The 13,286-nt window shown below is 72.3% G+C and carries 10 protein-coding genes; 7 read left to right on the forward strand and 3 right to left on the reverse strand.

The window, feature by feature from the left end:
- Nucleotides 1-173: 173 nt before the first annotated feature.
- The 4 genes from N865_RS20390 (at nucleotide 174) to N865_RS20405 (ending at nucleotide 6,856) form a co-directional block, all read left to right on the forward strand.
- Entirely contained in the window at nucleotides 174-1,034 is an 861-nt protein-coding gene (locus N865_RS20390; protein ID WP_084328425.1) for an ion transporter, read from the forward strand.
- Between the two features lie 181 nt (nucleotides 1,035-1,215).
- Entirely contained in the window at nucleotides 1,216-4,344 is a 3,129-nt protein-coding gene (locus N865_RS20395; protein ID WP_084328426.1) for an ATP-binding protein, read from the forward strand.
- A gap of 141 nt (nucleotides 4,345-4,485) precedes the next feature.
- On the forward strand, nucleotides 4,486-6,195 hold the full coding sequence (locus tag N865_RS20400; protein ID WP_034810084.1) for an ATP-binding cassette domain-containing protein: 1,710 nt from the start codon (nucleotides 4,486-4,488) through the stop codon (nucleotides 6,193-6,195).
- A gap of 28 nt (nucleotides 6,196-6,223) precedes the next feature.
- The gene (locus N865_RS20405; protein ID WP_034810086.1) at nucleotides 6,224-6,856 is read left to right on the forward strand and encodes an ASCH domain-containing protein; all 633 of its coding nucleotides are present in this window, start codon (nucleotides 6,224-6,226) and stop codon (nucleotides 6,854-6,856) included.
- 89 nt (nucleotides 6,857-6,945) lie between these two features.
- Here N865_RS20405 and N865_RS20410 read toward each other — a convergent pair whose 3' ends face one another.
- Nucleotides 6,946-7,983 (reverse strand): hemolysin family protein, encoded by a 1,038-nt coding sequence (locus tag N865_RS20410; protein WP_034810088.1) that lies wholly within the window; start codon nucleotides 7,981-7,983, stop codon nucleotides 6,946-6,948.
- Entirely contained in the window at nucleotides 7,980-9,341 is a 1,362-nt protein-coding gene (locus N865_RS20415) for a hemolysin family protein (RefSeq protein ID WP_051511180.1), read from the reverse strand. Before N865_RS20415 ends, N865_RS20410 begins: the two co-directional genes overlap by 4 nt.
- Before the next feature lie 142 nt (nucleotides 9,342-9,483).
- Between N865_RS20415 and N865_RS20420 the strand changes: the two genes are divergently transcribed.
- Together N865_RS20420 and N865_RS20425 are read left to right on the forward strand one after the other, a co-directional pair.
- Nucleotides 9,484-10,497, forward strand: a complete 1,014-nt coding sequence (locus N865_RS20420) for an ABC transporter ATP-binding protein (RefSeq protein WP_034810090.1) — start codon at nucleotides 9,484-9,486, stop codon at nucleotides 10,495-10,497.
- Entirely contained in the window at nucleotides 10,494-11,285 is a 792-nt protein-coding gene (locus tag N865_RS20425; protein WP_034810092.1) for an ABC transporter permease subunit, read from the forward strand. The genes N865_RS20420 and N865_RS20425 overlap by 4 nt, the downstream gene beginning before the upstream one ends.
- An 83-nt stretch (nucleotides 11,286-11,368) precedes the next feature.
- Here the strand turns inward: N865_RS20425 and N865_RS20430 are convergent, their stop codons facing one another.
- On the reverse strand, nucleotides 11,369-12,727 hold the full coding sequence (locus N865_RS20430) for an MFS transporter (RefSeq protein ID WP_157557805.1): 1,359 nt from the start codon (nucleotides 12,725-12,727) through the stop codon (nucleotides 11,369-11,371).
- Between the two features lie 267 nt (nucleotides 12,728-12,994).
- Between N865_RS20430 and N865_RS20435 the strand changes: the two genes are divergently transcribed.
- The coding region (locus N865_RS20435; protein ID WP_034810097.1) for a 2-oxoglutarate dehydrogenase E1 subunit family protein at nucleotides 12,995-13,286 on the forward strand (292 nt) is incomplete at its 3' end.

Genomic DNA, 13,286 nt, shown 5'->3' on the forward strand with positions numbered 1-13,286 from the left:
TCAACTATGTCGTGGAATCAGACACTGCCGGGGGCACCAGCCGACAAGGGGCCGGCCTGAAGGCGCGACGCGCTGCCGGGCCGGCCCCTTCTCCGTGTCCGGACACCCTTGGCGGGCGTGGACGCTAGGTTCTGCGTAGACCCGGTCAGGGACGCAGGCCCCAGGAGGATGAGATGGCATCGGAGGGAGGCGCCACCGGTCACGACGCCGGTGGGGACACGAGGTCCACCCCTCACGTTCACGGCGAGCTGAGGAACCCCGGCTACGAGATCTTCATCGCGGCCCTGTCGATTCTCTCGATCGTCAACCTGGTCCTGGCGTTCGCGATCACGGACGCGGCGCTCGACTCCGTTCTCAGCGCCATGAGTGCGGTCCTGAGCGTCATCCTCTTCGTGGACTTCTGCGTGCGACTGCGCACGGCCGAGTCGCGCTCAGGCTATTTCCTCCGCAACTTCGGCTGGGCCGACCTGCTCGCCAGCCTCCCGTTGCCCCAGTTCAAGGTCCTCAGGCTGTTCCGGCTGGCTCGCGTCTACCGTCTTCTCAGGGCCTACGGGGCACGCAACATCGGGCGCAGCCTCCTCAGGGAGCGGGCCGGCAGCGCGCTGCTCAGCCTGCTCTTCGTCGCCATCCTCGTTCTCGAGTTCGGCAGCCTCTGGATGCTGCGGCTCGAGTCGGGGGCGCCCGACCGCAACATCACCACGGCGTCGGACGCGATCTGGTACGTCATCGTCACGATCTCGACCGTCGGCTACGGCGACCAGTACCCCGTCACGACCCCCGGGCGGGTCCTGGGAGCGATCATCATCGTGATCGGGGTGGCCATCTTCGGCACCCTGACCGGCTACCTGGCCAACCTGTTCCTCTCGCCGCGGACCAGCGACGCCGCCGCTCCCGACGCCGGCCCCACCTCCGGTGCCGATGCCCCCGTCGACCAGCGGATCGCCCGTCTCGCACGCGCCCGCGAGCTACGGGACGCCAGGGTCCTCACCGAGGCTGAGTTCGACGCCATGAAGGCCGAGATCCTGGCTAGCTGACGGCAGCCGACGAAGCCCGGGGCCGAGCCCATCCGATGGTCAGGGGGCGGTCGTCACGACGAGGGCCAGCGCTGCGATCCTCGAGCGGATCCGTCATCGCGGGCTCGGCTGGTAGCGTCATCTGGCCGTCGCTTCCATCCCGGACACAGCGCGAGGGACCGGCGGGGGCCGGGGGGCCAGGATGAGCGTTCAGATCAGGCTTCTGGGGGGCTTCGCCGTCCTCAGGAACGGCGCGCCCGTGGCCGATGACGCATGGGTCCGGAGGCAGGCCGCGCAGCTGGTCCAGCTGCTCGCCCTGAGCCGCGACCGACGACTGCACCGCGACCAGGTGATCGATGCGCTGTGGCCCGGGCTGTCATGGGAGGCGGCCGGTCCTCGCCTGCACAAGGCGGCTCACTACGCCCGGCGGGCGCTTGACGACCCGGGTGCCGTCGTCCTACGCCAGGAGCTCGTCTCCCTCTTTCCCGGCCACGACGACGTGGAGGTCGACGTCCGCGAGTTCGCGCGATCTGCCACTCAAGCCCTGCAGAGCGGCGACGAGACGCTCGCCGCCGAGGCCCTGGCCTGGTATCGCGGTCCACTGCTGCCCGACGACCCGTACGAGCCCTGGACGGAAGAGCCGCGCCAGTCGGCGCGGAGCCAGCACCAGGACCTGTTGAGACTGCTGGGCCGGTGGCACGACGTGCTCACCGAGGACCCGGCCGACGAGCAGGCGCACGTGGCCCTCGCCCGGGCCCGCGCCGCCGCCGGGGACGCCCGCGGCGCCCTGGTCCAGCTGGAGCGGCTCGAGCAGGCGTTGCACCGCGAGCTGGGCGCGGCGCCCGGGGCCGAGGCGATGCGCCTGCGTGCCGAGCTCGAGTCCCGCACGACGCCACGACCCGACCCGGCCCCCATGCCGACCCCCGACGCCGCTGCGGCCCGCCTGTTCGGTCGTCGGCAGGCAGGCGACCAGATCCGGGCCCTGCTCGACGAGGCGGCCACTGGTCGCGGCGCCACGGTGCTGGTGACCGGGCCGGCCGGGGTCGGCAAGTCGGCGACCCTCGACCTGGCCGACGTGCTCGCGCGGCGACGGGCGTGGAAGGTGGCCCGGGGAGGCGCCTCCGGGGTGGAGGGACCTTGGCCCTACTCGCCCGTGCTGGAGGCCTTCAGCATGCTCTGTCGTCGACACCCGGCGCTCCTCGACGCCCTGGGCGACGACTACCGCGCCGAGATCGAGCGAGCCCTGGCCGGTCGGGACCTGGACTGGACCGGAGAGTCCGGGCACCAGCGGCTGTTCGTCGCGGCTGCGGAACTGATGCGCGTGGCGGCCGCCGGGCCCGGGCTGCTCTTCGTCGTCGATGACCTCCAGGACGCCGACGAGGCGTCGCTGCGGCTGCTCCACTACCTCTCGCGCTGCGCCCTCGACGAGCGGGTGGTGCTGGTGCTCGCCCACCGGGAGCCCGCGCCGGTGGCCCTCGGGGACGTCGTCGCGAGCATCGTGTCCCGCGGCGGGGGGCACCGCCTCGTGCTCGCGCCGCTGACCGAAGGAGCGTCACGTCGGCTGCTCGTCGACAGGTTTCCCCAGCTCGAGCCCGATGCAGCAGAGGAGATCGCGCTCGCGGGTGGCGGCCTGCCGTTCACCATGATCGAGATGGCCCGGGCCCGCGTGAACGGCTCCGGCCCGATGGCGGCTCCCCTGCCACCCAGAGCCCTGCGCACCTTCCAGCGGGTGGCGCTGCTCGGCCTGTACTTCAGCACCGACGAGCTCCTGGGCCTTGCCGACGGCACCGAGGAAGAGATCTACGAAGACCTCGAGGTCGCCCTCGCGGCCCTGGTGGTCGAACCCACCGAAGGCGGCTTCCGTTTCAGGCACCACCTCGTTCGTGACGCTCTGGTGGCGCAGCTGCCACCCCACCAGCGATCACGCGGGCACCAACGCGTGGCCGAGGCGCTGGCCGCGCTGGATCGGCCGCCCGGACGGGTGGCTCACCACTACCTGGCCGCCGGTCTCGCCTCGCGCGCCGTGCCCTATGTCGTCCGGGCCGTGGAGACCGCAGGGGCCCTCGGCGCCTTCCGGGACGCGCTGGCCCTCGTCGACGGCGTCCGCGAGCACGCAGGAGAGGAACACCTACCGGTCCTGCTCTCGCGCCGCGGCGACCTGCTGATGGCGCTGGGCGACCCGGGCGCAGTGGCGGCCTACACCGAGGCCGCGCGCGTCACGTCCGGCACCCTGCACCGTCTCGTCCGTGCGCGTCTGGCCAGGGCCGCAGCGGTCGCCGGAGACCTCGAAACCGCCCAATCGGCGCTGGCAGGGCTCGAGCTCGAGGGCGACGAGGCCGACGGCTCGCTGCTCCTGGCGCAGGGGAACCTCGCCTACTTCAGGGGCGACATGGAGACCGCCTGGACGGTGGCGAGCGAGGCGCGCGAGCGGCTGCGCGGTGTGGACGACCCGTGGCACCTGGTGGACCTGGTGGGCCTCCAGGGCCTGCTGGCCCACCAGCGCGGCGAGTGGTTCTCGAGCTTCCGCACCGAGCTCCACCGCACGCAGGGCCACGAGCGCCTCGCCGGTGCCCTGTTCGACGCCCACCTCTGCGTGGCGGAGAACCTGCTCTACGGCCTCGAGCCGTACCCCGAGATCATCGCCGAGGGCGAGCAGCTGCGCCTGCGCGCGCGCCAGGCCGGTGCACTCCGGGGCGTTGCCTTCGCCACGGCCCTGATCGGGGAGGCGGCCCTCATGATGGGCGACGTCGACCGGGCGGAGGCGGAGCTCGAGGAGGCCGTCGCGCTGCACGCGGACATCGACGCGGTCGGCGGTCAGGCCCACAGCATGCAGCGGCTGGCCGAGGTGCGGCTGGCACAGGGTCGGACCGAGGACGCCAGACGGCTCCTCGACGAGGCGCTGCTCCTCGCACGGTGGTCGACCGTGGGCATGCACCTGCTCCAGCGGATCTTCGGCACGCTGATCGTGTCCGCACCGGACCCCGCTGCGGCGCGGGCCATGGTGGACCGGGCTGAGGCGACCATGGGTGAGCCGGACCAGTGCCACTTCTGTGCGGTGATGCTCGCGGTCCCGGCTGCCGTCGCGTGCGCGCGGGTCGGTGACATCGACGAGGCCAGGCGACACCTCGCCACGGCAGCACGTTCCGTGTCGCTGTGGGGGGACAGCTCCTGGCATGCCGCCGTGGTCGAGGCCAGCGCGGTCGTGGCGCTCGCCGACGGCGACGTCGAGGGGCATCGACGGTTGGCCCACGAGGCGGCCCGCGCCTACGAGAGTGTTGGCCACCATGCCGACGCCGCTCGGGTCCTGGTCTCCGTCGACGCCGCCGGATGACCGTTCCTGACGACGGGGCCCGCCGTGACAGCCCCGCCACGAGGACGGCCACGTCCGGGCGGCAGGCCCGGGGAAGGATCGGAACGGGGCTGAGGACGACACCGGAAGGTGTCGGGAAGCCGGGCGCCACACCCTGCACCCATGACATTCACCTCCCAGACCACAGTCCCTGCTCCTGCTCCTGCTGCTGACCAGACCGACCGGCCCCTCCTCGTCGCCGAGAGCCTCGTCGTCGTCCGCGGCGGCCATCGCCTTCTCGACGGTGTCACCCTGACCCTCGCTCCCGGTGAGCTCGTCGCCGTCGTCGGTGCGAGCGGCGCGGGCAAGAGCACGCTGCTGGCTGCGCTGGCCGGCCTGACCAGGCTCGCCTCAGGGTCGGTCGCTCTGGTGCGCGCAGACGGCAGCCCGAACCGCTCACCGTACGGCGCGGTGGGCCTCGTGCCGCAGGACGACATCCTGCACCCCGACCTGCCACTCGGCCGTACGCTGCGACACGCGGCCGGCCTGCGGCTGGCGGGCGGCCGGGACGTCGAGCGGGCGGCCGTCGCCGAGGTCCTCCGCGTGCTCGATCTGACCGACCGGGCCGGGGTGCCGGTCGCCTCGCTCAGCGGCGGCCAGCGCAAGCGGGCCAGCATCGCCGTGGAGCTGCTCGCCCGGCCGAGCCTGTGCTTGTTGGACGAGCCGACCTCGGGCCTCGACCCGGCCACGGCGCGCTCCCTGGTCGCGACCCTGCGCGACCTGGCCGACCACGGTGCCGGCATCGCCTTCACGACCCACGCCCTCAACGATCTCGAGGCGTGCGACCGCGTCGTGGTCCTCGCCCCGGGCGGTCGGCTCGTCTACGACGGGGCGCCCGGCCTGGCCGCCACCCGGCTCGGTGTCGACAGCCTCACCGACCTCTACGACCGGCTGACGGACCGGCTGACGGACCGGCTGACGGACCCGGCCACCGTCTCGCCCGACCGGAGCGCCGCCGCCTCCGTGATCCGGGCCGAGGGGACCCGGCCCCCGCGCCGACCCCCCGCCCGGGGGACCGCCCGCGATGCCGGGAGGCAGCGGCCCTCGGGGCTCCGGCAGCTGGTCGTGCTCACGCACCGGGCGGCGGACATCGTGCTGCGCAACCGGCTGACGCTCGGGATCCTGCTCGGCTCGCCGGTGGCCGTCATCGCCATGTTCGTCGTCCTCTTCCAGCCGGGAGCCCTCGACCCGGGAGGCCACCCCAGCGGGGCGGTGATGGAGGCCTACTGGCTGGCCTTCGCCGGCTTCTTCTTCGGCCTGACCTACGGCCTGCTCCAGGTCTGCACCGAGGTCCCGATCCTGCGCCGCGAGCACCAGTCCGGCGTTCGTGACGTCGCCTACCTCGCCTCGAAGGTGGCCCTGCTCGCCCCGCTGCTGATCGTCCTCGACACCGTGATGCTGGTGGTCCTGCGGGTCCTCGACCGGCTGCCTGCGCTCGACCTCCACACCTGGGTCTCGATGTCATTGACCATGGGCATCAACGCGGTCGTGGCGTTGTTCCTCGGGCTGCTCGCCTCCGCCTCCGTGTCGTCCGTCGCGCAGGCGGCCCTCGCGCTCCCGATGCTCTGCTTCCCGGCCGTGCTCTTCTCCGGTGCCATGGTGCCGGTGCCGGTGATGACGTCGACCGGAGCCGCCATGGCAGCCGCGATGCCGGACCGCTGGGCCTTCGAGGCCATCGCTCGGCATCTCGGGGTGGGCCGGCTCGTCGCGGCCGACTCGCCCTACGCCGATCTGGGACACGCTTCGTACGGCTTCTACTGGACGGTCCTGGCGGCGACCGGAGTCGTGCTCGCTGCGTCGGCCCTCCTCATGCTGCGTCGTCGAGCCCGCTGACGCGGGGCCCGCGTGCCACGATGTCGGGGTGCTCATCTCCAAACCGGTCGCCGAGGGCATCCGGGCCGGGACCGTCACCCAGGCGTTCCGACGCTGGGACGTCCCGCGCGTCAAGGTGGGCGGCACCCAGCTGACGGCGGCGGGGATCGTCCGCTTCGAGTCGGTGAGCCGGGTCCGCGACCCGAGCCGCCTCACCGAGGCCGATGCGAGACGGGCGGGAGTCAAGGACCTCGCGACGCTCCAGAGGTTCCTCGCCCCGACCGAGCGACGGCCGAGCCCGCGAGGCGGCCGTGGCGGTGACACCGTCTACCGGGTGCGGCTGCGCTGGGTCGGCGAGGACCCCCGGATCGCCCTGCGCGACGAGGTCCCCGACGGCGCCGAGCTCGCCGCGCTGGCCGCTGCCGTGGCCCGCCTCGACGCGGGCCGCCGCAGCGGTCCGTGGACCCGCCCGATCCTCGAGTGGATCCGCGACCACCCTCGCGTCGTCTCGACGGAGCTCGCTGCGCTGCTCGGGCGCGACCTGCTGCCGATGAAGGCGGACATCCGCCGCCTCAAGGCGCTCGGGCTCACGATCAGCCACGACGTCGGCTACGAGCTGTCCCCGCGCGGCGTCGCCTACCTCCGGTCGCTCGACGACCCCGCGCCGCCACAGCAGGCCTGACGACGTGTGGGGCACCCACGGCCGCGTCGCGACCCAGCCCGGCTGAGCGGCATACGCCGCCCGTATGCCGCTGTCCCCCCGTCGCGCGGTCAGCGCTGGGTGGTGTCGGTGACCTCTCCGACGAGCTCCTCGAGGACGTCCTCGAGGAAGACGACCCCCGTGACCTCGCCGTCCGCGTCGATGACGCGCGCGAGGTGGGCTCCGGACAGCTGCATCGTGGCGAGGACGTCCTCGACCTCGTCGTCGCAGCGGACCGTCGCGAGCTTCCGGACCCGCTTGGGCGGGATCGGCTGCTCGTGACGCTCGTCGTCGGCGTAGAGGACGTCCTTGAGGTGGATGTAGCCGGCGAGCTCGCCCGCCGCGTCGGTGACGGGGTAGCGCGAGAAGCCGTGGCGGGCGACGAGCCGCTCGATGTCAGCCGGAGTCGAGCCCAGCGCGACGGTCGTGAGCGAGCCGGTGCCGACCGCGACGTCCTTGGCCAGCTTGTCGGAGAACTCGAGCGTCTTGGCGACCAGCCCGTGCCGCTCCTCCTCGATGAGTCCCTCGCGCCGCGACTCGCCGACGATGTGCGCGACCTCCTCGGCCGTGAACGCCGAGGCGATCTCGTCCTTCGGCTCGATGCCGAAGAGCCGGACGAGGCCCTTGGCCACGGCCTCCATGGCGTGCACGACCGGGCGGAGCGCCTCGGACACGAAGTAGAGCGGCGGCACGAGCACGAGGGCGGCCCGGTCGGGACCGGCGATCGCGAGGTTCTTGGGGATCATCTCGCCGACGACGACGTGCAGGTAGGACACGATGAGGAGCGCGAGGGCGAGGGCGACCCCGCTCGACCACGCCTCGGGCAGGCCCCAGGCCTGGAAGACCGGCTCGAACAGGTGGTGCAGGGCCGCCTCGGCGAGCGCACCGAGCCCGACCGAGCACACGGTGATGCCGAGCTGGGCCGTGGCGAGCATCGAGCCGAGCCGCTCGAGGGCGAGCAGGCACGAGGCCGCGCGCTTGCTGCCGGCGTCGGCGAGGGGCTCGAGCGTCGAACGGCGAACGGCCATCGCCGCGAACTCGGCGCCGACGAAGAACGCGTTGCCGAAGAGGAGGAACACGGAGACGACGTAGACCCAGGCGCCGCTCATGCCCCCTCCCCCGGGTCGCGGCTGTCGCCCGCATCGGCCGGTTCGGTGCGCCCTGGCAGGGAGTCGGGGTCGGGGACGAACCGGAGCCGGTCGACCCGCCGCCCGGCCATCCCGACCACGTGGATGCGCCACCCCGGCACCTCGACGACGTCACCGACGATGGGCACCCGGCCGAGGCGGGTCATGACGAAGCCGCCCATCGTCTCGTAGGTGGGTCCGTCGGGGACGTCGGCGTCGAAGGCGTCACGCACCTCGTCGGGCCGCCAGAGCCCGGGGACCGTCCAGGACCCGTCGACGAGCTCCCGGCCGCTCTGCCGGGTCCGGTCGTGCTCGTCTGCCACCTCGCCGACGATCTCCTCGACGACGTCCTCGAGGGTGACGATGCCGGATGTGCCGCCGTACTCGTCGACGACGACGGCCATCTGGAAGCCGCCCTCGCGCAGCTGGCGCAGGAGCGGGTCGAGGCGAATCGTCTCGGGGACGACGAGCCGGTCGGACATGAGTGCCGAGACGGGTACGTCCTTGCGGCGCTCGTGCGGGACGGCCATCGCCTTCTTGACGTGCACGACGCCGTCGATGTCGTCCCAGTCGTCACCGAGCACGGGGAACCGGGAGTGACCGGTCCGCCGCGACAGGCGTAGGACGTCGTCGGCGGACTCGTCCCGGTGGATCCCGGTGCACCGCACCCGTGGGGTCATGACGTCGTCGGCGGTGCGCTCGCCGAAGCCGAGCGACCGCGTCAGCATCCTCGCCGTCGTCACGTCGAGGGTCCCGGCCTCTGCCGAGCGCTGGACGAGGCTCGCGAGCTCCTGTGGGGTGCGGGCTCCGGACAGCTCCTCCTGCGGCTCGATCCCGACGGCGCGCAGGAACGCGTTGGCCGAGCCGTTGAGCACGACGATGAGCGGCCTGGCGATGACGGCGAAGACGCGGACAGGCAGCGCGACGACCTTGGCGGTCGCGAGCGGCGCCGAGATCCCGAGGAACTGGGGCAGCAGCTCGCCGAAGACCATCGAGAAGACCGTGGCGATGAGGAGCGCGAGCGTGCTCGAGACCGCGTCGACGGCGCCCTGGCCGAGGCCGAGCGCCGCAAGCGGCGTGGACAGGAGGCTCCCGATGGAGGGCTGGGCGAGGTAGCCGACGACGAGGGTCGTGATCGTGATGCCGACCTGCGCCGCCGACAGCTGGGTCGAGAGCTGCTTGAGCGACTGGAGCACGACCCGAGCGCGTGGGTCTCCCCCGTCGATCGCGCGCTGGACCGTGGGGCGGTCGAGGGCCACGAGCGAGAACTCCGCGGCGACGAAGATCGCGGTCCCCGCGGTGAGCAGCACGGCGCCGAGGACGAGCAGCCATTCGGTCATAGTGCGCCCACTATAGGGACCGCCGGCGACGAGGGCGCCTCGGCGCGAGAAGGACCCGCCCTGCGTGGAGGCGCCGCCCCGTGTGGTTGAGTTGGACCCACGCAGGATCGACCCCGGCTCGGGCCGGAGGGAGGGGGCAGGGGTGTCACTCGGACGTCCCGAGTTCGTCGGCCACATCGAGGTGCGCGGGCTCACCAAGCGGTTCGGCTCGTTCACGGCCGTCGACCACCTCGACTTCGAGGTCCGTCCCGGCCGGATCACCGGATTCCTCGGGCCGAACGGCAGTGGCAAGACGACGACGCTGCGCATGCTCCTCGGCCTGATCCGACCGACCGCGGGGACCGCCACGATCGACGGCCACCGCTACGTCGAGATCGACAACCCGCTCACCGTCGTCGGCTCCGCCCTCGAGGCGACGAACTTCCATCCCGGCCGCACGGGCCGCGACCACCTCCGCGTGCAGGCCGCGGTCGCCGGGGTGCCAGACCGGCGCGTCGACGAGCTGCTCGAGCTCGTCGGCATCCCGGCAGCGGCCCGCAAGCGAGCCGGCGGCTACTCGATGGGCATGCGGCAGCGCCTCGGGCTCGCGGCCGCGCTGCTCGGGGACCCCAAGGTCATCATCCTCGACGAGCCCGCCAACGGCCTCGACCCCGAGGGCATCCGCTGGCTGCGCGGCTTCCTGCGCCAGCTGGCCGACGAGGGCCGCACCCTGCTCATCTCGAGCCACATGCTCTCGGAGGTCGAGCAGACCGTCGACGACGTCGTCATCATCGCCAACGGCGAGCGCGTCGCCCAGGGCACGGTCCAGGAGCTCCGCGGCGACCCCACGGCATACGTGCGCACGTCCGACCCCGAGCGGCTCGCCGACGCGCTGACCTCCCGTGGTCTCACGGTGACGCCGAAGGGAGCCGGCCTGCGGGTGACGACCGAGGACCTCGCCGTCGTCGGTGACGCCGCGCACGCGGCCGACGTCGCGATCCACGAGCTGCGCGCCGAGCAGACCCACCTCGAGGAGCTCTTCTTCAACCTCACCGAGTCCGAGGAGCACCGCAACCGCAACCTCGTCGGCGTCTCCACAGCCGACCTGCCCCCGCCGACCGGGGCCCCGATCGACCCGGCACTGCTCGTCGACGCACCGCAGGAGGACCGGCGATGATCCCCGCCATCCGCTCGGAGTTCCGCAAGTTCTTCACGACCCGCCTGTGGTGGGGCATGCTCATCCCCACCGTCCTCGCAGGTGGTCTCTTCGCCTGGCTCGCGGCGACGCTCATCGCCGGTTCGCAGCAGCCCGGGGCCGCCCCCGCGCCGGACCTCGACAACCCCCAGATGGTCAGCACCGTCTACACGTTCGGCCTCAACATCTCGCGCCTCATCCTGCTCGCCATCGGCGTGCTCATGGTCGGGTCCGAGTACCGCCACAAGACGATCACCGGCACCTTCCTCGGCACCCCGAAGCGGGCCCGCGTCATGGGCGCCAAGGTCGTGGCGCTCCTCGTGATCGGGGCGCTCTACGGCGTCGTCCAGACCGCGGCGTCCTTCGGCGTCGGCGCGTTCATCATCAACAACCGGGGCTTCCCGATCCTGCCCGACGGCGCGGCGCGCACGCTCGCCCTCAGCCTGCTCGTGCTCGGCCTGTGGGGCCTGATCGGCCTCGGAGCCGGGATCCTCATCCCCAACCAGGTCGCCGCCCTGCTCATCGCGGTCGGGGTCGCGTGGATCGTCGAGCCGCTCCTCGGGCTCCTCTTCGCCTCGCAGGACTGGGGCAAGTCCATCGCGCCGTACCTGCCGAGCAACGCGACCAACGCCGTCGTCAACGCGATCGAGACCAACCCCAACGGGGCCACGCAACTGAGCTGGTGGGCGGGCGCCCTCGCCCTGCTCGCGTACGCCGTGGTCATGGCCGGCCTCGGGACGTGGCGGACCCTCCGCGCCGACATCTCCTGACGCGTCCCCGCTCGACGGCTGAGTCGCTGCGCGTTCCAGCCCTCGCACGGACCGATCGTCCGTGCGAGGGCTGACGCCGCCGATCAACGACGCGCGTCGAGGTCGGGCACCGGCTCGTCGACGGGGTCGAGCGACGGCGGCCCGACGACGAGGTCCTCCTCAGGCTCGGGTGCGGACGCGCGGGCGTCGGCGAGCACGTCGGCCGGGACGTGCTGGACGAGGAACCGACGGGCCAGGCGGGTCGAGGGGTGAATGGCGACCGTGGCGACGACGACGATCGCGGCGATGACCAGCCAGCCCCCGGCGCCCCAGTTCATCGCGAGGAACGTGTAGAGAGCCGGCGCCCAGACCTTTCCGAGGGTGCCACTCAGCTCGGCGGCACCCTGGTAGGCGCCGCGCTGGCGCGGGTCCATCAGCTCGGCCTCGAAGGACCAGCTCGCGGCCGAGAGGTAGAGCTCGGCACCGGTCACCGTGACGTGCCCGAGCCAGACCAGCGCGATCGTGACCCAGCCGACCGTGTCGTGGGTCGCCATGGTGATGAGGCACGACACGACGAAGAACACCGACGAGATCCGCACGGCCCGCAGGGCGGTCGGCACGTCCTTGACCCCGCGCGAGGTCACCATCGGCAGGAAGATGCACATGACCGTGTTGGTGCCGAAGAGAAAGGCGAGCAGCACCCGAGGGGCGTCGGTCTTCTCGACGAGCCACAGCGGGATGACGACGTTGAGCAGGACCTGGTTGGTCCAGAACACGCCGGTGAAGAACGTCGTGAGGAGCCAGCCGGGGTTGCGTAGTGGACCGGGACCGGGGACCTTGGCCGCCCGGTCCTCCGGGGTGCGGTCGTCGTGCGCCGCCCTGGGCAGGCGCCCTATGGCGACGGCATTGACGAGGAACGTCAGGGCCGTGAACCACGGGAGCGCCTGCAGGACCTCGTTGGAGTGGAACGCCAGGGCGATGCCGCCGACCATCGAGCCGAGGGTGAAGCCGACGTTGAGCGCGGAGTACATGTAGGCCCGCGATCTCACGCGCTCATCGGGCGGGAGCACGTCGATGGTGTACGCGCCGTATGCCGCGCCGCCGAGCGCGCCGATGACCTCCATGCCGACGGCCATCCCGACATACCCCTGGAAGCCGGTGATGAACGGCCACACCGCGAACATCGCGGCCTGCCCGGTCGCGCTGACGGCCCACATCTTCTTCGGCCCGAACCGGTCGACGAGCTTGCCCATCGGCACGGCCGCCACGAACGCAGCGATCCCGGCGAAGGTGAGACCGAGGCCGACCTGGGCGGCAGACAGGCCGACGACCTGGGTGAAGAACACCGCAGAGCCGGTCATGAAGGTGCCCTGACCGAGGGCGAAGAGCAGCGACTGGAGGGACAGCCGCCCGGCCAGAGGTGACGGCGGGCGCGCGTGACGGAGGACGGCTCGAAGGTTCACCCGAGGCATCTTCCCGGTCGAGATGACCGCTGTCGCGGCAATTTATCCACTTTGCGCCGAATGGGCTGCGGGGGACCGGCCCGCGCTCGTCCGGGTGCGGGTGGGCGGCATACGACCGTGGCGCGACGAGTCCGGGGGTGACGAACGCCTCGTCCGGGACCCGGACTCGACAGCCGTGCCCGTGTCCGGTATCACGCGGCGCGGGGCTAGGCTGTTGTCCACATCCGCACCGACGCACCCCAGGCATACGAAAGAGGCGCATTCGCCGTGTCCGAACAGTCCACGTCCGGCGACCCGATGGCAGCATTCGGGCCGAACGAATGGCTCGTCGACGAGCTCTACCAGCAGTACCTGACCGACAAGCAGTCCGTCGACCAGGCGTGGTGGGAGTTCTTCGAGGACTACCGGCCAGGTGATGCCGAGCCCAACGGACGCAACGGATCGACCGCGACGGCCACGACGGCCACGACGGCCACGACCGTCTCTGCCCCAGCCCCGGCGGCCGCGCCCTCCGCCCCGCCCGCCCCTGCGTCGGCGCCTGCACCGTCGGCCCCCGCAG

Source organism: Intrasporangium oryzae NRRL B-24470, assembly GCF_000576595.1.
GTDB lineage: Bacteria > Actinomycetota > Actinomycetes > Actinomycetales > Dermatophilaceae > Intrasporangium_C > Intrasporangium_C oryzae.